This window comes from Agrobacterium sp. 10T429 (assembly GCF_056393925.1).
The window spans coordinates 905,969-928,350 of record NZ_JBFTGV010000001.1; the positions used below are offsets into that span (position 1 = coordinate 905,969).

General features: G+C 56.5%; 20 protein-coding genes and 1 pseudogene. 5 read left to right on the forward strand and 16 right to left on the reverse strand.

What is annotated here, in order from left to right; genetic code table 11:
• Positions 1-127: 127 nt before the first annotated feature.
• The 5 genes and pseudogenes from AC1DCP_RS04470 to AC1DCP_RS04490 all read right to left on the reverse strand — a co-directional run.
• A pseudogene (locus AC1DCP_RS04470) lies at positions 128-737 on the reverse strand (ATP dependent DNA ligase); the annotation flags it as partial.
• Between the two features lie 47 nt (positions 738-784).
• Positions 785-1,186 (reverse strand): hypothetical protein, encoded by a 402-nt coding sequence (locus AC1DCP_RS04475; protein WP_174041415.1) that lies wholly within the window; start codon positions 1,184-1,186, stop codon positions 785-787.
• A gap of 90 nt (positions 1,187-1,276) precedes the next feature.
• The gene (locus AC1DCP_RS04480; protein WP_174041416.1) at positions 1,277-1,987 is read right to left on the reverse strand and encodes an autoinducer binding domain-containing protein; all 711 of its coding nucleotides are present in this window, start codon (positions 1,985-1,987) and stop codon (positions 1,277-1,279) included.
• The gene (locus AC1DCP_RS04485; protein WP_111829578.1) at positions 1,984-2,748 is read right to left on the reverse strand and encodes an acyl-homoserine-lactone synthase; all 765 of its coding nucleotides are present in this window, start codon (positions 2,746-2,748) and stop codon (positions 1,984-1,986) included. The genes AC1DCP_RS04480 and AC1DCP_RS04485 overlap by 4 nt, the downstream gene beginning before the upstream one ends.
• 156 nt (positions 2,749-2,904) lie before the next feature.
• The gene (locus AC1DCP_RS04490; RefSeq protein WP_174041417.1) at positions 2,905-3,624 is read right to left on the reverse strand and encodes a helix-turn-helix transcriptional regulator; all 720 of its coding nucleotides are present in this window, start codon (positions 3,622-3,624) and stop codon (positions 2,905-2,907) included.
• An 812-nt stretch (positions 3,625-4,436) separates the two neighbouring features.
• Here AC1DCP_RS04490 and AC1DCP_RS04495 point away from each other — a divergent pair.
• Together AC1DCP_RS04495 and AC1DCP_RS04500 are read left to right on the forward strand one after the other, a co-directional pair.
• On the forward strand, positions 4,437-5,171 hold the full coding sequence (locus tag AC1DCP_RS04495; protein WP_113049197.1) for a response regulator transcription factor: 735 nt from the start codon (positions 4,437-4,439) through the stop codon (positions 5,169-5,171).
• Positions 5,161-6,561: an amidohydrolase family protein gene (locus AC1DCP_RS04500; protein ID WP_476774133.1), complete on the forward strand. Its 1,401-nt coding sequence runs from the start codon at positions 5,161-5,163 to the stop codon at positions 6,559-6,561. Before AC1DCP_RS04495 ends, AC1DCP_RS04500 begins: the two co-directional genes overlap by 11 nt.
• Here AC1DCP_RS04500 and AC1DCP_RS04505 read toward each other — a convergent pair whose 3' ends face one another.
• From AC1DCP_RS04505 to AC1DCP_RS04555, 11 genes are all read right to left on the reverse strand, one after another.
• Positions 6,562-7,902 carry an MmgE/PrpD family protein gene (locus tag AC1DCP_RS04505; protein WP_476774134.1) on the reverse strand — a complete coding sequence of 447 codons (1,341 nt, stop codon included), beginning with the start codon at positions 7,900-7,902 and terminating at the stop codon, positions 6,562-6,564.
• Positions 7,903-7,913: 11 nt separating this feature from the next.
• Positions 7,914-9,011: an ornithine cyclodeaminase gene (locus AC1DCP_RS04510; RefSeq protein ID WP_476774135.1), complete on the reverse strand. Its 1,098-nt coding sequence runs from the start codon at positions 9,009-9,011 to the stop codon at positions 7,914-7,916.
• 101 nt (positions 9,012-9,112) lie between these two features.
• Positions 9,113-10,507: an MmgE/PrpD family protein gene (locus tag AC1DCP_RS04515; protein WP_174041421.1), complete on the reverse strand. Its 1,395-nt coding sequence runs from the start codon at positions 10,505-10,507 to the stop codon at positions 9,113-9,115.
• A gap of 13 nt (positions 10,508-10,520) precedes the next feature.
• Entirely contained in the window at positions 10,521-11,477 is a 957-nt protein-coding gene (locus AC1DCP_RS04520) for a carbon-nitrogen hydrolase family protein (protein WP_003517338.1), read from the reverse strand.
• Positions 11,474-12,124 carry an RraA family protein gene (locus AC1DCP_RS04525; protein ID WP_476774136.1) on the reverse strand — a complete coding sequence of 217 codons (651 nt, stop codon included), beginning with the start codon at positions 12,122-12,124 and terminating at the stop codon, positions 11,474-11,476. The genes AC1DCP_RS04520 and AC1DCP_RS04525 overlap by 4 nt, the downstream gene beginning before the upstream one ends.
• Positions 12,125-12,156: 32 nt before the next feature.
• Positions 12,157-13,023, reverse strand: a complete 867-nt coding sequence (locus tag AC1DCP_RS04530; RefSeq protein ID WP_476774137.1) for a TauD/TfdA dioxygenase family protein — start codon at positions 13,021-13,023, stop codon at positions 12,157-12,159.
• Between the two features lie 109 nt (positions 13,024-13,132).
• Positions 13,133-14,212, reverse strand: coding sequence for an ABC transporter ATP-binding protein (locus AC1DCP_RS04535; protein ID WP_476774138.1), 1,080 nt, complete (start codon positions 14,210-14,212; stop codon positions 13,133-13,135).
• Positions 14,209-15,012, reverse strand: a complete 804-nt coding sequence (locus AC1DCP_RS04540; RefSeq protein ID WP_173994819.1) for an ABC transporter permease — start codon at positions 15,010-15,012, stop codon at positions 14,209-14,211. The genes AC1DCP_RS04535 and AC1DCP_RS04540 overlap by 4 nt, the downstream gene beginning before the upstream one ends.
• A gap of 9 nt (positions 15,013-15,021) precedes the next feature.
• Positions 15,022-15,906, reverse strand: a complete 885-nt coding sequence (locus AC1DCP_RS04545) for an ABC transporter permease (protein WP_421415287.1) — start codon at positions 15,904-15,906, stop codon at positions 15,022-15,024.
• Positions 15,907-15,917: 11 nt separating this feature from the next.
• A complete protein-coding gene (locus tag AC1DCP_RS04550; protein ID WP_476774139.1) occupies positions 15,918-16,958 on the reverse strand; it encodes an ABC transporter substrate-binding protein in 1,041 nt (346 codons plus the stop codon).
• Positions 16,959-17,034: 76 nt separating this feature from the next.
• Entirely contained in the window at positions 17,035-17,421 is a 387-nt protein-coding gene (locus AC1DCP_RS04555; protein WP_003517325.1) for a hypothetical protein, read from the reverse strand.
• A 552-nt stretch (positions 17,422-17,973) separates the two neighbouring features.
• On the opposite strand from AC1DCP_RS04555, the gene AC1DCP_RS04560 reads away from it, so the two are divergent.
• From AC1DCP_RS04560 to AC1DCP_RS04570, 3 genes are read left to right on the forward strand one after another with little or no spacing between them, the layout of a single operon-like run.
• Positions 17,974-18,630: an ABC transporter ATP-binding protein gene (locus AC1DCP_RS04560; protein WP_476774140.1), complete on the forward strand. Its 657-nt coding sequence runs from the start codon at positions 17,974-17,976 to the stop codon at positions 18,628-18,630.
• Positions 18,630-21,038 (forward strand): ABC transporter permease, encoded by a 2,409-nt coding sequence (locus AC1DCP_RS04565; RefSeq protein ID WP_476774141.1) that lies wholly within the window; start codon positions 18,630-18,632, stop codon positions 21,036-21,038. Before AC1DCP_RS04560 ends, AC1DCP_RS04565 begins: the two co-directional genes overlap by 1 nt.
• On the forward strand, positions 21,028-22,095 hold the full coding sequence (locus AC1DCP_RS04570) for a lipocalin-like domain-containing protein (RefSeq protein WP_145167133.1): 1,068 nt from the start codon (positions 21,028-21,030) through the stop codon (positions 22,093-22,095). Before AC1DCP_RS04565 ends, AC1DCP_RS04570 begins: the two co-directional genes overlap by 11 nt.
• Positions 22,096-22,382: the final 287 nt, after the last annotated feature.

The following is a 22,382-nucleotide window of genomic DNA, read 5'->3' on the forward strand; positions in this document are numbered from 1 at the left end:
ATTCAAGGCATCCTGCAACTCTAATGCTCGGTTTATCCAGCAATAAATCTTTGCCTGACTCTCCTTATGAAAATCGCTCGACAGGCAACCCTGCCCCACCCAAGTAAAAAGTGTCGTTCGGGATTACTCACACCTCCGCGTTATCCTGTCGTTCCCTAAGCCCCTTGTAAGGTGCGTGGCGTAGCTTTCGATCTGGCGTCATCTGGCGGAATTCGATTTCGGCAATAAGAGTCGGCTGCATCCAAACGACCTCACGCCGGCCGGCATAGGCCACGGGCGGCTTTTTCTTCCGCCACGATAGTTTGTCGAACACCCTCCGCAGCTCGTTTGCCGCGCGCTCTTTAAAGCCCGTGCCAACACTTCCAACATAGCGCAACTCGTCACCGTCATAGGCGGCCAGCAACAGTGATGCGAACCCGCCGTTGGCCGCCATATAAGGTTCATATCCAACGATGATGAACGGCTCTGACTGAACGCATTTCGCCTTAATACAGTCTCCGGTTCTTCCGCTTCGGTAGGGGCTGTTTCGATCTTTGCCGATGATCCCTTCCAGCCCGAGGCGACAAGTATGTTCCAACATCAAACCGGAATTGTCGCTATCGACTTCTTCCGACGTTCTGATAACTGGCCAGCATTTCTTCAAGCAGGTGGCGGCGGCTCCTGTACGGCAGCTCGCGCCCGTCGAGGAGAAAATCGAAGGCGTAAAGCAGGGCGTTGCCGGCCGTCTTATTGCCGCTATCCTGAGCGCGAATTTTGTGAGAGCCCCAGCACCAGAACAGTGCATTCATGCCATCAATCTGGCCCTTACGTAAGACGGTCGCCGAAAGGCGCGCCCATTATCTCCTTTAGTCGATGATTTGCCATCGTAGAGCTTGCTGAAAACATCGGTGGTGAAGGTGCCATTCGCGCCAAATCTGTGCGTGGCTGTGTCGATGATGTAGGGCACGCCATCGAGGGCCGGTCGAATGCCGGCGTATTGCAGCGGAGCGCCGGCGCAGATCGAGGTATCAACGATGACCGTGACCAATGTGCTGCCCTCGCCAAGCTTGAGGGCTTTCGCCTGCGCCGCCTTGTCCGCTTCATCCGGCGAGGAAAACGAAAGTGACACGGACTTAGAGCAAGAGCGCTGTACGAATGTCCGCGTCTGCGAGACGCCGCCCACTGGATTACCACGAATTTGGGGCAAGTCGTCCACACCGGCGACAGCTACTTCCCTATAAATGCAATTCCTTCCACTATTGAAGATTTATCTCAGTGGTTTGCAGAAGCCCACGGCTTAAATCAGTTTCAGCTTTGTTGCCAATGCGGTTGTCTGGGGGAGGGTAACGGTCTTAAGTTTCTGTCGAATGTTTTTCATATGAAAATTGACAGTATGGTGTGTCATGTTCTCAAGGAGCGCTATCTCCTGGGTCGTTTTTCCTTCGGCGGCCCACTTGAGCACCATTGACTGCCGCGCCGTCAGTTCGATGGCCGGTGCTCTGATCGATGCGGCCTCGGTTGCCTCCACGCACATGTGGAGTAATGCCACAGCGTTTGCACTCAGAACAGGCTGTAATTGGTATTTGTGGGGCAATGTTACGTCGCCGGTGAAAAGTGAGAGGGTGAACAAATCGCCGAAAGGCGCCATCACGGGCATGCATATGCCGGCCCTGATGCCCGCCTCGTCGGCACTGGAATAGAAGGTCTGGTAGGCTCCGCGCGCGACTTTTCCCTCATGCTCAAAATCAAAGACGAATGGTGCCATTATTTCACGTGTGCGGTCCAGGATTGGATCGATCCTGTCGAAATGCCCCTGCCGATATTGGTCCAGCCACGCCTCGGGAGCATTCGACAAGACGGAGTTCCTAAACCCGGGATGACGGACAGTCAGCGCATGATAATAGTCAAACCCCAGCTCTTGGGCCAGGTGATCGAGTAGTTCTGCAGCCGCTCGGCTTGTTTTCATCATGGAGGTTGTATCGATCAATTTGTGTAGCCAGAGTTTCATCCGAGGTATTTTCCTCCCATCCGTGAGAGACACGTCTGGCTGCGGGCTGCGTTGCAGGTCCAGAAGATCTCCGTTTTTCTAAGAGGTTTGATGTCGTCCGAGCCTTGAGGCGTTTGCCCTGCGGCCGCTTCTGACGCCGCTGGCAAAAATCGCCTGTATAGAGGTTGCGCAACCCGAAGGACTGTTCGCATCTGATTGAGAGTTTCGTCTGAAACGGCGAACACGCCACAACACACCGGGAGCCGGCCGTAACCATCGGCACGGCCAATCTCCGTTACTCTCAATCCCGCTCGCCGGTATACTCTCTCCATTGGCGGCTCGTAGTTCGACACAAGTGTTTTGATGCCATGCGCGAAGGCGCATTCGAACAGGGCCAGCAAAAGGAACCCAAACGCTCTAGATGGGCTGAGCGTCGGTTGAGACGCTCTGAGGAGGTCGACATCAAGGCACATTCGTGTGCCTTCCCATGTGGCTGGAGACACCAGATCCTTTGCCGGCAAAGTTCGCCTGAACACATCATGCAGCAATGTCGGCCCTGTCGTCGGCATGAGCCGTACCGTGCCATAGAGATGGTGCGCGTCCTTGTCACACCAGACCAGGTAAACGGCTCCTAGACCGTCATAAGCGTCCCGTTCAAGGCCGTGATGCACATCAACCTGCCAGCCAAGACAATCGTGAAAAACCCGCTTCCGCAATCGGAACGACTGCTCCAGCAGGCCTGCGTACCGATAATACTGATAGGGTTGGATAAGAAGGAACACGAGCCAATCTCCGATCATGTGTCGGAATAGGATGCACGTAAATCCCAGGTTGCCCATTGCTACAGATGGGCACAATCAATTGAGGTATTGCGCCGAAAATTGAAGGTCTATGGTTGTTGTGCCACGAGGGTGAAAGTCCGGGTTCGTGCTCCTACATCAGATGTTGATCAGCCTGAACTTCATCGCCTGGACCGCGGCGGATGAAATAGTTGCACATCCGAGCTTTAACCGGCCCGACTTGAGGTAGCTTCTTGCCGTATGCTCGGAAATTCCGAGAATGAGTGCAATATCCTTATGATCTTTTCCGCGTGCTACCCATGACAGGCACTCCCGCTCGCGTGCACTTAGACCCGGAACAGGGTCTTCTCCGCCATGAATCTCCGTGATCGCCTTCATATGGATCTGATAGGCGATTTCGATCCAGTCTGACCGACTACCTGCAACAAGTCTGTCCCAGCCTTTCGGGTCGTGCTCCGCACTGAGGGAGAAAATCGCCCGCCGGCCGACCCTGTCAGTGATGGGGATCGAATAACCGAACTCTCCGACGCCATGCTGCCGGGCATCATCAAAGAATGCTGCGATTTCGGGCGTCATTTCGAATTCACGCCAGTCGAATGGAAGCTGCCGCAAAAAGCCCTGTTGCACAACAGGATCGACCTGAACATATCGCTTCAGGAAATACCGTGCGATCCATTCCGGACTGTAAGTTGATTGAACAAACGGCGCATCAAGGTCGCTGATCACAGTTGCGGTGAGATGATAGGTGACGAAATCGACGTCGTAAATTTCCTGAACACATAAAAGAGCCTCATAGACTGTGGGGGCATCTGTGATTGTCTCGATAGCCTTGGCGAGATTCGCAGACACTGATTTCATGCCGTAATCCTTTTCGATGTGAGGTGAGTCTCACGGCGCAGACGACAAGCACCTCGTTCCCCATGGGCGCTCAACGACAACGCGCCAGCGTTTTAGACGACCGGCATCCTCATGATTTTGCCGCTCGTCTTTCGGTTGAAGCCGTGGCAGGCTGTACCGCGTCCAGACTTATTGTTCGGCTATCGGCTCGACGTTGGAGGAACGATCGCTTCGAAACCGACACCTTACCAACATTTTTCTAGCTTTGGTCAGCGTCCCGCGCGGTCGCCGATAGCTCGCCCGTCAGGAGTCACGCCGAGCGACCGTCTTGGTTTGGCAGCTGCATCTTTCCGTTGCGGGCTATGTAGCTTCCAACCAGACCGCAGCGATGGCGTGGTAGCCCGAATGCCTGTTGCCCGTTGGTGGAGGCATCAACTTCGGCAACATAGATAGCCGTTTCGCACAGCCGTTTATGGCTGCTTGGATGATGCAGTGAAAATTTAAATGTAACGACGCCACGTTTCCGATCTCGCTGCCAAGCGTTCGATACGAAGCCATCCCTGGTCTTTCCGCTCTTCGATGTGGTCAAATGTCCGTCCCTGCAATGATCGTCCTGCGAGTAGCCAAACTGTGTCGGCGGCCACCGTCTCCCCTGATAACAAAGATAAATTTCAAATTTGCCACAACGCGCCACGTTTGGCGACTACTACTTCTAGTAGTCGATTTCACATCGAAAATGGGAGAAAGTAGTGTGTCGATTGTAGGTATGTTGGTTCGATGCAGGAGATAACAGCCCTGCTTTTGTAGGGTGCTGCCGACGCAAAGGACATTTGATGAAAAAATTGATCCTGATCGGTTCGGTTGATGCGGACTTCTTCCTCCTCCTTTCACATATTCTGGGAGTTGAGGGTTATCAGGTTCGGATGGCCAGAGGCGTGGAAGAGATGTCGCACCTGGCCGACGATCACCAGGTCATGGCTATACTGCTTGACTGCAGACCTGATCCCTTTCCCGCGGTTGAGGTCTGTGACAGGATCAAGGGAAATCATCGCACGGCGGGCGTCCCCGTGCTCGCAATCATTGGTGCGGGCGCCGAGGGGCAATATGTCGATATGCAGCGCGCCGGCGCCGAAGAATGTTTCGTCCGGCCATTTGCGCCGGTCAAGCTGCTTGAATATCTGCGCAAGCGTACGCTCAGCCGGGCACTGCCTCGAGCGCGATCAGGCCAGTTGTCCTATGGCGGCATTGAGATTGATTTCGAGCATCATCGGGTTTCAAGAAACGGTCTAAACGTTCATTTGGGACCACTGGAATTTGCTGTGTTGTCGTACTTAATGGAGCGACCGACCGAAATTTGCCGGCGGGCGGAGCTCATGAGTGCGGTGTGGCCAAGTCTGCATCATGTAGAAGAGCGCACACTGAACGTCCACATAGGCCGATTGCGAAAGAGACTGAACGGGAACGGGCAACCCGATCTTATCCGCACCGTCCGGGGTGTCGGCTACATTCTGGAATCCCCTGCGCATCAGGCTCCAGACGGTTTGGGGGACGATCGTAATGTCTCATAATCGGCTCGACAGGATCATACGCGGTGCTTCCGTGATAACGGGAGATGGCGCGACATTTCATGAAAATGCATCCATCGGTATCGGAGAAGGCCGAATTGTTTTCGTCCAGCCAGGCGATATATCCTTCAATCCTGATGAGATCGACGTCATCGACGCTCACGGCCACACGATTATCCCGGGCGTTATCAATGCGCATGCCCATGGCTGCGTGTGCGGGCCATCTATGCCGAGCGGGTCGTCTCCTGTCGATAGGGACGTGATCGTCTGGAACAGGAACAGGCACCTTCTCGAGGGGACGTCGACATTGTTGAATGTATGCGGGTTGGCGTTGCCTGATGAGGCGTTTGAGGTCGATCCACATCCGCTTGATGTCCATATCTCCACAGCGCACACCCCTTCCAATATCGAAGCCGCCTTGGCAATCGATGGCGCCGGTCTTTCCGAACGACATCGACATGCATCCATCGATGATGCTTTGTCTCAAGGAGCAAAAGCCCTTGGCGAGGTTGGCGGGGGCCAGACACTGGGAGGCGGTGCACAGGAATATCGGTTCATTCCCGAGGCGATGAAACGGGCGACGGGACGGGAGGTATCACCTCTGGTTTCACGCCAGTTGCGAAATGCCGTGGTCGGCCGATACCTGAAAGTCGAGGATGGAGTTTCCGATCGCGAATTGCAGGCGATACTCAACGAATGCGGTCTGTCCGATGTCTGCAGCACGCGAACCGTACGTCAGGTTATTCTCGCGTCCGTAATGCCACCGGTCGACCTCGCGCTGAGAGGCTTTGAGGAAGTGGCGCGAGAAGCCGCGCGAGTGGGCTTCCCGGCGATTTTTCACAATTCTGCGCCGTCGGTCCAACGTCTGATCGAAGTCGCTGAGAAATACCCCCACACAAACATCGTCGCGGGTCATACGAACCATCCGATGTTTCTGCCTGATGAATCCGTATCATTCGCCCACGAACTGCGACGGCGTGGCGTCACCATCGATGTCTCAACGCTCGACAGCATCCAGACTCGTTGGCGCAATAATCCGGCAAATTTCGACGCCCTGATCGAGGCCGGATGCGTCGATACGATCTCGACTGACTATGCCGGCGGCCATTGGGACAGCATCCTCGTGGCAATCCAGCGCATTGTCAACATGAAGCAGATGTCACCGGCTGCAGCTGTCGCATTGGCAACCGGGAACGTCGCACGAGCCTTTCCACAACTGGCAAGCGATCGCGGTTTGATCGAGAAGGGCAGGCGCGCCGATCTCGTGATCGTCGATCGCGTCAACCTGGGCCGCGTCCGTCACGTCATTATCCATGGCAAGGTGGTGGTCTGGAATGGAACGATCAAAGGCAATGGTTCGGGCGCTTCTACGGCCAAGCGAAGCGATCAATAATCACGGGTCGGCCGAAATCTCTCGCAGGAACGGCAGAGGATCACCATACTTGAGCTGGTCAATCGCCGTGTCGAAAACGTCCTCACGCGCTGCACTCATTTTGCCCTTGCACACCTCATGGAACTTCTCCCTAAGGTCGTCCCAAAGCATCGGTCGGCCCGCATCGCCACGCGGCATAACGGTGGTGGAGGTTATTTCGCCCGAAGGAGTGGTTAATGTCACTCGCGCCAACGTTTCTGACGGAAATTTTTCGTCGATCTGTTCATCGAGGGCCAAGGTAACGGCGCCGGCAAGGGAACAGATTTCCCGGTCATCGAGAAGTCGCTCATCGATGGGCGCGAGCGCAGAGGCGCCACGCCGGACGGCCGCTGCCAGACAAAAAGGCAAACTGTATTGAGCCTCCACGAGAGTTTTCGGTATGACTTTGTTTTGCAGCCGCTGAGCCCACTGGAATGTGTGGACCTCGATTGACAGTACGTCTTTCGGCTCGAGTCTCCGGCTTTGCATGAGGTCCAGCGTTGCATCGATGGCGGGATGAATATAGCGACAACAGGAATACGGCTTGAAATAGGTCCCCAGGATTTGCCAGGTCAGACCAAGCCCGTTCTCGATACGATCCCTGTCAAAATGGGAGGCGTGATCGAGAATATCTTCTGGACCCGTAAACCCCGTTTCGGCCAATTCGAGTGCGGTGAGGCCAGTGAGGACGCTCCACGGGATTCCTTCTTTCGCATGATTCCCGGTGAGCTTCGAATAGCCGGAACTTCCATTTGCCGCCTGATTGGGGGCCCATACACCGTTGATCGCCAAGGCTTGGGCAAGATGATCACCGCGTGTGCGATTGATACTGCCGGCTGCAGCGACCGCACCATAGCCGGCCCAGAGACCGCTTTGGCGACTTTTTATGTTCTCAGGGTTTTGTGCGGCGGCGATCCGGATGGCTATCTCGTAGCCGGCGACGATCGCCGCGACGAATTCGTCCGCGTCGATTACTCCGTCAGCGGAGGTGGCCAGAACAGCAGGGATCACCGCAGCACCTGGATGTCCGCGCGCGGCACGATGACCATCATCAAAATCAAGGGCGCAAACAGAAGCCGAGTTGGCGAAGGCGGCGCCGATGGTCGATAAGCGATGCTCCGAAAACCAGAGGGCCGCGTTTCCGTGACCGAAAATTCGGCTGGCAACCAGTCTGACGCTCGTCGATCCGGTGGTGTATTTGCCGGCGAGAGCGCAGGTCGCGGCGTCGAGCAGGCAGCACAGTGCCTTATTCCTCACCTCTACCGGCACGGTATGGAAAACACCGTCAGCAATGCATTCGGCGAGGAGCTTCGTCATATACATGGGAGCATCTCTCAGTGGGGCGCTTCAACAACCGTCGCTCCGCCGGCGTTATCATCAGTGACGCCTGACAAAGCCTCATAGACATGTGCGGCCACATAAAGGTCCAGCATGGGCAAACCGACACAGGTGATGTGGACAGGTTTTTCCTGTGCGATCTCCAACGGATCCAGGATCGCCGTAATTGACCGGATGCCGAGAAGTGGTCCCAATTGCTCCAGCGTCGTTCCTTTCCGCGAGAAGTGAAGCGCGAGGCTTTGCGAACCACGACGCGAAACCATCTCCACGTCGTCACACAGAACGCTACCGCACCGCAGCGCCCGTTCCAAATGTCCCGCGGGTGTTTCATCTCCACCCAGATGAAGCACGGGAGCGTCGCCTATCTCACTGGCCTCGAAGACGGGAGCTTTGGCGTTTGATGCAGTAATCACAAAATCGCATCCACCGAGATCGGCGTTGTCCCGAACAGGAATGATGTCGAAGGTTACCGTCTTTTCCAGCGATCTCGCGAGCCGGTTGGCTGAGTCAACTGTGCGGCTACGGATAAAGACTTCGCAAATCTTTTCCCCGTGGCATCGATCGAGTGCCAGAACGATTTTTTCAGCAATCGGTCCGGCGCCGAACAGGAAGATAGACATATCTCGACGGCGCGCGAGCAGTCGTTCAAGAACAAGCGTCGCATAAGTCGCCGTCCTGGCGGCGGAGATGTCGGTTCCATCGAGCAGGCAAAGAGGAAGGAGGGTAAATTTGTCCAGGAGGACAATCGTGGACCGTGACCGTGGAAGACCGAGCTGGCGATTGAGGGCGTTTGCGCCAACGATTTTCACTGCCCCATAGCGGCTGTTGACGCTTGAAAGGCAGGACAACTTCCAGCCAAGACGCTCCTCCAGCGATACTGCATCCTTGATCAAGGGATGCCTGTCAATCTCTCCGGGGGTGATGGAGAGCACGGATTTCGTGCCGTACGCGGAACCGCGCGCAATGTCGTCCCATGCTTTGCCGGCAACCTCATGGACGATCTTGCCATCGAGGAGGGCCTCGTTCCCGGCGATATCTGTCGCGGAGTAACACGGTATGTCTGACAGGCCTGGACTGATAATTCCTCCACTCATGCAAGTTCCTCCTCGAACATCCGAACGAGAGGATTTCAGCAGGAATCAGCGGGAAATAAAGCCAAGATTACCTATCTTTTATGCGACAATATTCATTCCGGTTACATAGGACTGTCCATGGACTGAGGCACGCCTCTTGGTGTGCGGATCGTGTCCAGCAGAAACAGCAGGTCGTCTTTCAACTCGAGCTGCTTGAGGAACTGCAGCATTTCCAGTTTTGCGTTCCCATGCAAACGCCCCGCCGACAGGCGCAAAAACTTCTTCTCCAGAAACGAAGGCGAAAGTGGATTGGCAGCATCGCCCTTTGCAACCTCGACATTGGCCTCCACCACGCGGCCGTCGAGCAGGTGAAGACGGACCTTTGCCCCGTGATGATGGCTCAATCGATCCGTGGGTTTCAGCGGAAAGAGCCGGATTTTTGACGTCAGCTCGCGCACTGTTTGATCCAGGAAACGGGAAGGCTCGAACCATTCCGGACCGGCAGCGTGTCCGAGCACGCCCATGGCGATTGAAAAAGGTGCGCTGAACTGGGCCGCCCAGATGTCGCGGGGTTGGGGATCATTGAACGGGGGACGGCAGACGATCTCGGAAGCGAAGACCTCGACTTCCCTGACGTCATGACCCTTGCCGTGAACAGCCGCGACGGCGAATGCCTCAACAGCAGCTTCGACGCTGCTTTGAATGATCCTGCAGCAGCTGAACGCCTTGAAGCCGACGTCATGTATTTCATAGCGAATACCGGGCCCGATTTTCAGCTGCGACAGGTCGACGCCATCGGCTCCCGCCATCTGCCAGAAACCGGTGTCTCCTTCGAAAACGTCAAGAGGCCCTTCAAATCCGGCACGAGCAAGAAAGGCTGCGTTGACGCCGCCCATTGCTGCGGTCGCAAAATTGTTTTTCGCCATTGTCGGTACGGCCCCGTAAACGGTCTTCATGACCGACGCCACAGGTGCATTGACAGCCGAGATTGCCAGGGCATGGGCCGCTTGCTTATGATCGAGTTTTAGCAGTTTCGCCGACGCGGCGGCCGCGCCGAATATTTGCCAGGTGCCATGGCCATGGACGGTCTTGCGCGGTCTGTTGTGGCGGAGCGACATGCCGATGCGGCATCCCACCTCGTATCCGGCGACGATTGCAGCAATCAGGTCGCGCCCTGTGGAGCGCGACCGGTTGGCAACCGCGAGAGCGGCAGCAACCACTGTCGCCCCGGGATGCCCCTTCCAGTAGATGTCATCGAGGTCAAGGGCGTTGGCCAGAGTCGCGTACCGAAATGCGTGCCAGGCGGGATCCGGACGGGGAGGGTTAGCGGAACCTCCGGCGATGCCAGCCGAAATCCGTTCCAGGCCCGAAGCGAGCGGGGTTTGGTGACCGCCGAAAAAGCATCCGACCGAGTCCATCAGGCAGAGCTTTGCTTTCTCTACCACGTCCGGCGGAAGGTTCTCAAAACACGCATTCACGAGGCATTCGGCAAGGGTCTGCGTTGCGGGGGTCGTCATGGCGCTCTCTCGACTATTCACACGAGGCAGGCAGGTCTGTCTTGCTGCGGCAAGTCGAACATAGCCCGTCGCAGGCAGCATTTTCGACTACTAGATGTTGAGCTGTTGGTGACGGCGTTTCAGCAAGACCTGCCCGGGATGCTGCGCTTGGAAACTGCTGACGATGGCGCTCCATCGGAATAAGCCGGCGCACGTCATTTATTCGTTGGCTGTCCAGCCGTGCCGTTGCAATGCCGGTTCCATCCGAGGCGCGGGCGATGACTTGTCCCCACGGATCGCAAACCAGAGAGTTGCCGAAACACTGCCGGGTCTCGCCGCCGGCAGCAAGGTAACTGCCCCATTGGCCGCACGCGGCGAAATAGACCTGGAACTCGATGGCGCGTGCCCTGCAAAGGACCTCCCAATGATCCTTTCCGGTCTGCATCGTGAAGGCAGCCGGCAGAATGACCAGATCGACCTTGTTCTCGGCAAGTTGATCGAACAGGCGGGAAAACCGGAGGTCGTAGCAGATGGCGGCTCCGATCCGGAAGCCGCCAGCCTCGTAGACAAAAAGGTCGTGCCCCGGTGCGACCGTGACGGACTCGCGATAGGCCTTGCCGTCGGGAGCCACAATGTCGAAAAGATGAATCTTGCGATAGCGGCCGACTTCCCTGCCTTCGGGATCGAACACAACGGTGGTGTTGTATATTCGCTCTTCCCCGGGAACACGCTCGAGCATGCTGCCGGCATGGAGCCATAATCCGTGCCGGCAAGCAAATTCCTGCGCCATCCGGTAAGCTGCACCACCGGGCATGTAGTCTGCCGCCGCCAGCTTTTCCGCGGCGGTACCGCCTGACCAATCGAAATGTTCCGGCAGGACTATCAGATCCGGCACCTCCTCCTTGACGGCCTTGAGCATCAAAGCCTGCGCCTGACGCAAATTTGCCCTGCGGTCCGGCTGAGAGTTCATTTGAATAAGCGATATTTTCATTGGGATTGCCCCTCATCGTACGCGAAGATTGAATAGCCTGCCGCAAGATGGGCACGCAGCCGAGCGGACCGTTCTTGACGCTTCAGTGCCGCCTCAGCCAGGCTCCGCATCCGTGAACGGTCTGCGACGAAGATCCCGGAAGTGTCTGCGAGGACCGCGAAACCGGGAAGCACCGCGGTGCCGGCGCAGGCGACGGGAACATTGATGGAGCCACCAGTCCGGAATGCCCGGTTCGTCGTTTTTGCCGAAACTCCGCAACACCAGACCGGCAGGCCTGACGCGACGATTTCCTCGACATCAGTGCATGGTCCGTCCACGATAATTGCAGCAGCGCCACGCGCTTTTGCTGCTGTCGCGACGCCGCCACCGATACAGGCGATATCGTCCCCATCAACCCGCGCGATAACGAGAATATCGCCGGGCCGGATGAGGTCGATCGCCTTATAGATGATCACTCCGTCGCGGCCTGGTGCCGCGACGGTCAATGCCTGCCCGATGACCTTCGCAGGAAGGACCGGACGGATGCCTGTGTTGAGAAAGCCAATATGCTCGGTATGTCCGATCGTTGCAGTTTCAACATCCTGCAGCAGGACACAAAGGTCCGTTGGAAGGGGAGCCCCTCCCTTTTCTATCCGGTACTCTTGCATGATTAAGGTCGCTTTTCTTAAGCTTGAGACGATCAGACCGGACGTTCGCCGAAGGTCGTGGTCCGGTGCATGATCCGGATCGTGTTGGGATCAAAAGAATCCCGGCGATGCATGGTGCAACGATTGTCCCACATCATGATGTCGCCTCTCGTCCACTTCTGGACAAAAACCTCGCTTGTTTCGGTCGTGTGCTGCCACAGGCGCTTCAGCAGGTCATCGCTTTCATCAAGTGGCATCCCGACGATCCATGCACCTTCAGCCGTTCCACCAAGATAAAGCGCCTTGCGACCGGTTTCCGCGTGAGTGCGCACCAGCGGATGGACAATACCGTTCCATTCCCGGAAATCCTTGCTGGCAGGCTTCACCTTGCCGAGCCGCAACTTCCCGGTTTTGTCGTAGACGTTCTGGAAGAATATCTGCCTGCCATCGATTGCCTTGCGAAACTCTTCCGGCAATGCATCGTAGGCGCGATAGGTGGAGAGAAAGTAGGTGTCCCCACCTTCCGCCGGCACCTCCACCGCACGCAAGATTGCACCTGCTGGTGGGCGCTCGTAAAACCAGGTATCCGTGTGCCAGGTCGCCTCGCTGTTGCCCATGGCACCGGAAGGCTTGCCGTCTTTCATGGTATTGGCGATAACAAGGATTTCCTTGTGTGTCGGATGTCCACCCTCCTGCAACTGCTTGGGGTGAATGACGAACTCGCCGAAGTGACGGGAGAAAGCGACTTGCTGCTCGTCAGTGATGTTAGCGGCCTTGAAACGAAGAACGCCGTAGTGCAGCCAGTATTTGCGAACTTCCTCAATGTCCCTTTCGTCATAGTTGTTGAAGTCGAACCCGACGATGTCGGCACAAACGTTGCTTCCGTCCTGTACGGCCGATATTCTTTGAGTGTTAAGCATTTCCTGTTCCTTCCTTGAAAATTTCCATCTCTGCAAGGGAAGAGTAGCGTTACTGACCTTCGTATCTCCAATATCAATTTCAGTTCATTGATAGTAATACGCGATCAATTCAATCTTCAAGCAGCTGTACAGCCTCGGGATCAATTGAGAGAAGGACAGGATGACCGACCCTCAAATCGGGCAGCCGCGTCGATCGCACGAGTGACTTGAGAACGGTCCCGTTCGTGAGGGTGACGAAGCAATCACGATACGCCCCGAGGTTGACGATCCGGGTTACGGTTCCATTGAACGTATTGGTAGGGGAGGGTAATTCGGTTCCCCGGGGCGTGAGACGGACGGCTTCCGGTCGCAGGCAACAGTACCGGACGACATCGGGATTTTCCGGCGACACGACGATCAGTTCAAGACCGCCCTCGACAACAGCAATCGTCGCTGCTTCATCCCGTCTCAGGGATACGATCGGAAGCAGATTTGATTTCCCGATGAAATCAGCGACAAAACGCGACTGTGGACGGTCATAAATATCGTCCGGCTTACCCTCTTGCGCCACAAGGCCACCATGCATGACCACGATGCGGTCAGACATCGCCATTGCCTCGTCCTGGTCGTGGGTGACATAAATGAAAGTCATTCCGAGCTCCTCCTGGATTTCCTTGAGCTCAATACGCATCGCCTCTCGCAGTTTGAGGTCCAGGTTGGACAAGGGCTCATCCAGAAGAAGGAGCGACGGTTTCGGCGCGATCGCTCGGGCAAGCGCAGTGCGTTGTTGCTGACCGCCGGATAATTCCTTGGGATATCGCTGTTCGAAACCCTCGAGATGCACACGTTTCAAGGCCGACTGCACCTCGGCCTCGGTTTTAGCTCTTGGGCAACCTTTCATTTTCAGGCCAAAGGMGACATTTTCGGCAACCGTCATATGCGGGAACAAGGCGTAGTTCTGAAAAACCAGTCCGATCCCGCGCTTTTCCGGGGGGACACCCAGCTGGCTTTGCCCCCGGATCCGGATATCTCCGCTGGAAGGATCCGAGAAGCCCGCGATCATGTTCAGGGTCGTTGTCTTGCCGCAACCGGACGGACCCAGGATGCTGACGAATTCGCCTGCCGGGATCGAAAGATCAATATTGTCGACGACGCGGTTGGCACCGTAATTCTTGGTGATCGCGATCAGTTCTATGTCCATTGTGCTCATTTGCTTCCACCATGTATCTGTGTCGAAAAACCGCCGATCCGCTCGAAGAGAAAGACGGCCGCGAGGATAAAGAAGAGGGAGGTGACGTTGACTGCCGCCAGAACCGGATCGAGGCTGTATTCAAGGTGATTGATAACGGTAATGGGAAGTGTCGTTTCGCCAGGCCGGACGAGGAAGACCGACAGGGGAATGTTGTTGAAGGAGAGAATGAACGCGAAGGTCATTCCTGAAAAAAGGCCGGGCTTGATCAAGGGCAGCAGGATATAGCGGATCCTTTGCAGCTTGCTTGCACCCAGAACACGCGCCGCAAGATCAAGCCGTTTGTCGAAATTGAACATTGCACCTGCGATCATCCGCACAACGAATGGCAAGGTGAGTATGACGTGTGCGATGATCAGGCCGGGCGTTCCGAGAAGACCATAAAACCCGGTCGAGGAAAGGAACAGCACGATTGCCACCCCCTTGACGATCTGCGGGACGGAAAGCGGAGACAACAGGAAGGACATGATAGCGGCATGGCCCGGGCATTTTTCGTAGGCGACCGCGAAGGCTGCCAGAAGCCCAAACAGTCCGCTGAGAACCGTTACAATCAGCGCGAGCTCGACGCTGAGCAAAAATGGGTCGATCCAGCGGCTGGTCAAGAGCGCGCCATACCACTTCGTTGTCCAGAGCGATGGTGCAAAAACGATCTTTGCGGTCGGGCTCACGGATGCCACCAGCACGACCAGGAGCGGGAGCGTGATGAATGCAAGGATGAGCGCCAGCGAAGTCTTGAAGGTAATCGACAAAAACCGGTTCACGTCATTCTCCTAGAGATGCAGCTTGTTATGGAGGCGCGCTTCAATGCGAGAGCCAATGAAGACTGCGACAAGCATTGCCGCCAGCAACACATTCGCCATCACCGCAGCGAACGGCCAGTCGATGTAGAAAAGGACCTGCTCGTAGACCATCGTTGCGAGTACCTTGAAGCCCGCACCGCCGAGGAGTGCCGGGGTCGCATAGGCACTAGCAGCCATCGTGAAAGCGATGAGCAGCGAACTGACGATGCCTGGAATGGAAAGCGGCAAAACGATATGGCGGAGTACGGCCGGACGCGAGGCCCCCAGGACTTGCGCGGCCTTTTCGAGATTGGGATTGATGCCTTGCAGGCTTGTCAGCAAGGAAAGAACCCCGAAGGGCAGAACGACATGCGTCAGACCAGCGACGACGCCGAACATGCTTCTCGACAGTGGCAGTGGGTCAGAGATCAACCCTGCCCATATCAGCATCGAGTTCACAAAGCCGTGGTCCTCCAGGATTACCAGCCAGCCGTAAGTGCGCAGCACAACACCGGCAAGTTCCGGCGCAATCGCAAGTGCAAACACGACTGTGCGCCAGCGTGACGTCGAACGTGCCAGGTAATATGCTAGCGGATAGGCCATAACGGTTACGCAAATGGCAACCAGACCGGACATGAGCATTGTCCGGCCAAGACCAGCCAGCATCAGATCGTCGGAAAAAAACCGCTGATAGTTGGCTGTTGTCCACGCCTCATCATCGGCTCCTTGAAAGCTCATCCCGACCATCATGCCCATTGGCACAGCAAAGAAGATCAAAAGTACCGTTGCAGGAGGCACTAGAGAAAGATAGGGCCGCAGCGCAAAGGCCCGGCGTCGCGCAGGTTCAAGTGGCGACAGGAGTTCCAGCGTTGTCATTGTGCCCTCCCTTATCTCGCTGCCGCGATCACTTCACGCTCCCAGCGAGCTCCCCATTCCGGCAGTTTGGCTGCGACGGTGGAAAGATCAGGGAGAAGAAGGGTCTTCAGATCGTCTTCGGTGGTGATCTGACGGGCGCGGACGTCATCGGGAACATCGATATCAGTGCGGGCGCTGCCGACATTATAGCCCGTGACCCACGCCTCCTGGCTGGATTTCTCGAGAAAGAAATTGACGAATTTGTTCGCCATTTCTTTATTGCGGGCGCCAATCGGCACATTCAAGGTCGCAACGAGCGGGATCGTCCCTTCCGTGGGCCTTACGTAATCAACCGGCAAACCGCTGTCGACGAGCAGCTGCGCACGCCCGTTCCAGAATGGCATGGCCCAGACTTGGCCTTCTTTCATGTAATTCTCCATGATTGAGGAAGACTGTTCGAAGCCGATCGATTGTTTTGCAAGTTTGCCCATCGCCTCGAAGCCGGGATCGACGTTGTCGATAAGATCGCCACCGTTCGCAACCGACATGATCTCCATGAGATAGGCAGCCATGATGTTCTGGAACGTTGGAAGGATAACCTTGCCCTTCAGTTCCTCGCTGAAAAATGCCGACCAGGAGGTTGGTGTGGATTTGAGCTTGTCACTACGCCACAGAAGCGACAGGTACTGAATTTCGTGGACAGCACCGCAGGGGCCGGCGATCCTGCTGATTTCAGGGTTGAGTTTCGCAATATTGGGTACGTTTTCCGGCGAAAACTTCTCCAGAAGCCCATCGCGGCAGCCATCAAGCGACTGCGAGGCAGTCATGACGACGACATCGAAGCCCGGTCGTCCACGCGTCGCCTTGATTTTCGCAAAGTCTTGCGACGCGGATCCAACCGCGTCGTAGATAACCTTCACGCCGAATTCTTTTTCGAAGGGCTCGATGATCCGGTCCCGGATGATATCTTCGTAAGGTCCACCGTAGCTGTTGACGATCAACTGCTCTGCGTCTGCAGATCTGACCAGGCCGGTTGCTGCTACAAATGTAACAAACAGGATTCCACGTTTCATCGTTCGCCCTCGTAATGGATTGATTTTTCGCAATTTGCTGGCAGACATTGGCTACGCTGCCGCGCCAAATCCAATATTAGTTTTTTATTATTGATCGTATTTCGCGAATAATTGCGTTTCCGACATGCCGGGATTTGAGCAGCACCGAGAGGCAGTCACACCTGTTCTCCGCGGACGGAATTCCGGAGCGCTCAGAAATTCCTGGAATTTTGAAGGCTGGTGGCAACTGAAGAGAGAAGACCGGGGACGCCTTGCGAAGATCGCAAAAAAGACCAAACCAGAAACGATAATGGTCATCCTTACCGTCGCCACGTGCTTCTATGGCGCACCATGCCGCGGCTGTCGCAGCATAAACCCCATAGTGATCACGCATCACCTCAAAGGCGACAGCGGCGTGTATTCCGTCGCAGGTTTCTACACGTACGAACGGCAAGGACGGCGTTGCAAAAGATTGTTCCGACATGACGACTCTCCAATGAGAGTCCGGCCGAGTTTAGAAGTTGCTTGTGGCCGGACACTGCCTTGGCGACCTTCGCCGTCCGGATGCACACAGCCTGTCATGTTTGCACAGCATAGGACAATTCTTCAACAGGGTGAAGCCTGTATGCGCCTGTCATGTGAGCCAAAGTGATCGGATGCCCGTGACTAACATGGATACTCCCAAGTTTTGAGGAAATTTTGCCTCGGCAGCCTTCATCGCCACGCCGCTCACTTTTGCCCGGCTCAGAAATGATCGAAGCGGCTGCGACATAAACCGTCACGTTGATGTTGTAGTTCGTCGGTCAATCCAGGCCCCCTGGAGCCGCCATGACTGTCGGAAGGCTACGGCGAGTGTTTTTTGTGTCGGGTGCCATCTCACGCTCGGAACGGGAGGGGGGAGACGTCAGAGGGGAGGGCGACTTTACAGCCAGAATCAGTGCGATCGTTAAGGCTGCGCTTGGAATATCGGTATCTAAACCGGTTGAGATCCGCCAGCATATCGGTCCATATAGGACGAAGCAGAGATCGAAGAGCCATGGTCCTTTCACTTTCCGGCATCAAGAAATCCTACCAGACAGCCGAAGGCATTATCCCGGTCCTGAACGGCGTCGACCTTTCACTGGAAGCCGGCGAAAGTCTTGCCCTGACGGGGGAATCCGGCAGCGGAAAGAGTACGCTTTTGCATCTGGCCGGCGGCCTTGATTTGCCCGACAGTGGCATCATCACGGTGGGGGGGCGGAAAATAACCGATCTCGACGAGGCCGGTCGAGCGAGCTTCCGACGCCGGGAGGTGGGATTGATCTTCCAGCAGTTCAATCTCATTCCGAGCCTCGATGTCGGATCCAATATCTCGTTTCATGCCCGGCTGGCGGGCCGTTTCGACCCGGTCTGGGAAAAAAGCCTGGTCGAGGCGCTGGGGATCGGAGAGCTGCTTGCACGCTATCCCGAACAGCTCTCCGGCGGTCAGCAACAAAGGGTGGCGATCGGACGTACGCTTGCGGCAAGACCGCCCCTCATTCTTGCCGATGAGCCGACAGGTAATCTCGACGAGGCGACGGCTGATATCGTCACCGATATTATGTTGAGACTGACAAAGTCCGCGCAGATCACACTCCTCCTGGTGACCCATTCCAGCCGGCTGGCGGTAAAACTCGATCGGCGTATCGCGCTGAGTGGTGGAAAGGTTTCGTAATGAACTGGACCGCTTTCCGGGCGCTGCTCTCACACTGGCGCTACCGACCGCTTCAGCTTCTCACCCTCATTGTCGGCGTCACGCTTGCAACCGGCCTCTGGTGCGCCGTCCAGGCAATCAATGCCGAAGCCAGAGCAAGTTATGACCGGGCGGCCTCGGTCCTGGCGCAAAACCAGCTGGATCAACTGGTGGCAAAGGACGGCGGCAGAATTTCCTCGCAAACATATGCCCGGCTTCGAAGGGCGGGTTTGCACGTCTCTCCGATCATTGAAGGCGATTACAGGTTTGGTACGACGCGTATCAGGCTTATCGGCATCGACCCCCTGACCATGCCATCCGACGGAATGGTGCCTGCACCATCTGATCCGTCCGGGCTGGTGGAATTCGTCCAGACGCCCGGACAGATGATCGTTTCGCCTGCAACGGCTGCCACATTGAAAGATACCTCTGGCCTTTCCCTTAAGGCACGAGCGGATCTCCCCGACGGCGCAGCATTTGTCGATATTTCCACGGCTGACCGCCTGTTGAAACGCAATGGTGACCTGAGCCGGCTTATCGTTTCGCCATCGCAAGACCCCGATCTTCCGACGATCGGAAACATAGCCCCTGAACTTTCCCTCGAACAGGCAAAAAGCAGGCCCGACGTCGCAAGCCTCACGGACAGTTTTCATCTTAACCTGACGGCTTTTGGTTTTCTTGCCTTCGTTGTCGGTCTCTTCATCGTGTATTCCGCAACGGGCCTGTCGTTCGAGCAACGGCGTGGCACGTTCAGGACCATACGGTCGCTCGGGGTCTCGCTTCGCTCCTTAACCTTGATGCTGGTTATCGAAACCGCGCTCTTTGCACTGGTATCGGGAGCGCTCGGCATTGTTGTCGGATACGTGGTCGCATCGGCTCTGTTGCCGGGCGTGGCCGCGACCCTGCGTGGCCTTTACGGGGCCAGTGTTGCCGGTTCACTCTCGCTGCGGCCTGAATGGTGGATCGCCGGCCTTGCAATGGCGCTGGTGGGGACCGGGCTCTCCTCGCTTCAACATCTCCTCCGCGTCTGGCGGATGCCGATACTGTCCACGGCACAGGGCAGGGCGTGGGCGATGGTGTCCACGAAAAGCCTCCTCCATCAGGCGGCCGCCGGGATGGTTCTGCTTTTTGTATCTGGCGCGCTTGTGCTGCTGGGCGGCGGTCTCATTTCAGGTTTCGCAGTGCTTGCAGCGCTTCTTCTGGGCGCTGCACTCATTCTTCCAACCTTGCTGGCACTGGGCATGAGAGCGGCCGAACACATCTCCGGACACGGACTGACCCGCTGGTTTTTCGCCGATACGCGCCAGCAGCTGCCAGGTCTTTCCCTTGCGCTGATGGCATTGCTGCTCGCTTTGTCGGCCAATATCGGGGTCGGCACCATGGTCTCAAGCTTCAGGCAAACCTTTGTGGGATGGCTCGATCAGCGCCTGGCCGCAGAGGTCTATGTGACGGCCCGTGACGAGGCTGAAGCTGCGCGTCTGCGGCAGTGGTTTCCACACCAGGCAAGGGCGGTTCTACCCATCTGGAGTACGGAAGGGGAAATTTCGGGGCAGAAGGTCCGCATCTTCGGGGTCGCTGACGATGCGACATACAGAGATCATTGGCCGTTGATTTCGGGTTCGCCCGCAACATGGGACGAGATTGCGAGCGGGAAGGGTGCACTGGTCAACGAACAGTTCTGGAGGACAGGCAAGGCGTCGCCCGGCGCAGAGATAGAAATGCCAGGTGGCTGGAAAGCCCGGGTCGTCGGGGTGTTTTCCGACTATGGCAATCCGAGGGGCGAGATCATCATTGGTCTTGATGCCCTCGTCCAGCACTACCCGGACATTGAAAAGCTGAGATACGGCCTTCGCATGGAGCTACAGGAGGTTGCGGGCTTCAGACAACGCCTCATGACGGAGTTCGGCCTGCCCGAAGCCAATATTGTAGACCAGGCCTCGCTGAAACGGCAGTCTGCTGCAATCTTCGAACAGACGTTTGCGGTCACCGGCGCGCTGAATGTGCTCACGCTCGCGGTGGCGGGTTTTGCCATGTTTTCGAGCCAGCTTACGCTCGCTTCGCTTCGATTGCCGCAGCTTGCTCCTGTCTGGGCACTTGGACTTCGTCGCCGCGACCTTGCGATGCTGGAGGTGCTGCGAACTCTTGCACTATGGCTTGTGACATTCATTGCTGCCATTCCTGTCGGGCTGGGACTGGCCTGGGTTTTGCTGGCAATCATCAATGTGGAGGCTTTTGGATGGCGACTGCCGCTGATCCTGTTTCCGCTGGACTGGCTGAGGCTGGGTCTTGTTGCCCTGCTCGCCGCCATCATTTCGGTCCTGATCCCTGTTCGACGGCTTGCTAAAACCGCGCCGGCCGATCTTTTGAGGATATTCGCCAGTGAACGCTAAAGCCGTCCTCCTGCTCCTTTGCGCTTCATGCACTTCCTTGCCCACGCCGGTCATAGGGCAGGGCTTTGCGGGCCTCGGGTCAAATGCCGAAGGCTTCAGTATTCCCACACGAGGCGTTGAACTCGTCTTTCCAAAAGACCACAAGGCACATCCCGGTTTCAGGATCGAGTGGTGGTACGTTACTGCAAATCTGCGGACGGCCGATGGACAGCGCATGGGCGTCCAATGGACACTCTTTCGTTCTGCACTTGAACCTGTCGAGCGCCCCGGATGGTCCGACCCTCAAATTTGGATTGGCCACGCAGCCGTGACGACTGCGAGCCGCCACCATGTTGCCGAACGGCTGGCGCGGGGAGGCGTGGGGCAGGCGGGGGTCAAAGGCGAACCCTTCGAGGCCTGGATTGACAATTGGCAAATGAAGGCAGGAACTGACGATGCACGGGACGACCTCGATCAGCTTGATTTGAACGCCAATGGCGAGAGCTTCCGATATCGTCTGAAACTTCAGGCCCACGGGCCTTTGGTGCGTCAGGGGGACAACGGCTACTCCGTTAAATCGGCAGAGGGCCAGGCAAGCTATTATTACTCCCAGCCATTCTACAGTGTCAGCGGCAGCGTCTTTCTTGATGGTGAAACCCATGAGGTAACGGGCGAGGCGTGGCTCGATCGGGAATGGTCGTCGCAACCGCTAGCCTCGAGCCAGACGGGATGGGACTGGTTTTCCCTTCACCTTGCATCCGGCGAAAAACTCATGGCCTTCCGTCTGCGTGACGACAAAAGCGGCTACATCTCCGCCAACTGGATTTCCGCCGATGGCAGGCCGTCTCCCGTCGATCCGAAAGACGTCTTGCTCAGTCCGTTGCGGACCGCGGATATCAACGGAAAGAGCATTCCGGTCGAATGGAGCGTGAAGATACCCAGCCGTGGTCTAGACATAAAGACGAAGCCGCTAAACGAGAAAGCCTGGATGGCGACGTCAACCCCCTACTGGGAGGGGCCAATAGAGTTTGATGGAAGCACCTCAGGACAAGGTTATCTGGAGATGACCGGATATTAGCCTGTCCCACTGTCCCAGACGAGATATCGGCTGGAACGGTGCCTGAGCTTACAGACGCCGTCTTATTCGGGTAGGCGCGACACCCCGGACACGCTCCGAAGTAGCCGTCATGTGATGACAACCCATTGTTCGGCTTCGTCCCAGTTAGGAATAAGGCAACGCGGTGGATCGTGCATCTGCGGACCGAAGTCTTTTCCCTTGGTGCTCAATACATCGATGATGTTTTTTATGTTCTCGACCGGAACTGCGCTCGGCGCAGCCGTACGCGGGACAGGGGCTACCTAGGG

Bases quoted from the DNA above. Each gene is read 5' to 3' on its own strand.
- AC1DCP_RS04515 (WP_174041421.1), bottom strand. From the start codon at position 10,507: ATGACGACCCCCGCAACGCAGACCCTTGCCGAATGCCTCGTGAATGCG.
- AC1DCP_RS04510 (WP_476774135.1), bottom strand. From the start codon at position 9,011: ATGAGTGGAGGAATTATCAGTCCAGGCCTGTCAGACATACCGTGTTAC.
- AC1DCP_RS04545 (WP_421415287.1), bottom strand. From the start codon at position 15,906: ATGACAACGCTGGAACTCCTGTCGCCACTTGAACCTGCGCGACGCCGG.
- AC1DCP_RS04565 (WP_476774141.1), top strand. From the start codon at position 18,630: ATGAACTGGACCGCTTTCCGGGCGCTGCTCTCACACTGGCGCTACCGA.
- AC1DCP_RS04495 (WP_113049197.1), top strand. From the start codon at position 4,437: ATGAAAAAATTGATCCTGATCGGTTCGGTTGATGCGGACTTCTTCCTC.
- AC1DCP_RS04530 (WP_476774137.1), bottom strand. From the start codon at position 13,023: ATGCTTAACACTCAAAGAATATCGGCCGTACAGGACGGAAGCAACGTT.
- AC1DCP_RS04505 (WP_476774134.1), bottom strand. From the start codon at position 7,902: ATGTATATGACGAAGCTCCTCGCCGAATGCATTGCTGACGGTGTTTTC.
- AC1DCP_RS04490 (WP_174041417.1), bottom strand. From the start codon at position 3,624: ATGAAATCAGTGTCTGCGAATCTCGCCAAGGCTATCGAGACAATCACA.
- AC1DCP_RS04550 (WP_476774139.1), bottom strand. From the start codon at position 16,958: ATGAAACGTGGAATCCTGTTTGTTACATTTGTAGCAGCAACCGGCCTG.
- AC1DCP_RS04525 (WP_476774136.1), bottom strand. From the start codon at position 12,124: ATGCAAGAGTACCGGATAGAAAAGGGAGGGGCTCCCCTTCCAACGGAC.
- AC1DCP_RS04500 (WP_476774133.1), top strand. From the start codon at position 5,161: ATGTCTCATAATCGGCTCGACAGGATCATACGCGGTGCTTCCGTGATA.
- AC1DCP_RS04560 (WP_476774140.1), top strand. From the start codon at position 17,974: ATGGTCCTTTCACTTTCCGGCATCAAGAAATCCTACCAGACAGCCGAA.
- AC1DCP_RS04520 (WP_003517338.1), bottom strand. From the start codon at position 11,477: ATGAAAATATCGCTTATTCAAATGAACTCTCAGCCGGACCGCAGGGCA.
- AC1DCP_RS04480 (WP_174041416.1), bottom strand. From the start codon at position 1,987: ATGAAACTCTGGCTACACAAATTGATCGATACAACCTCCATGATGAAA.
- AC1DCP_RS04555 (WP_003517325.1), bottom strand. From the start codon at position 17,421: ATGTCGGAACAATCTTTTGCAACGCCGTCCTTGCCGTTCGTACGTGTA.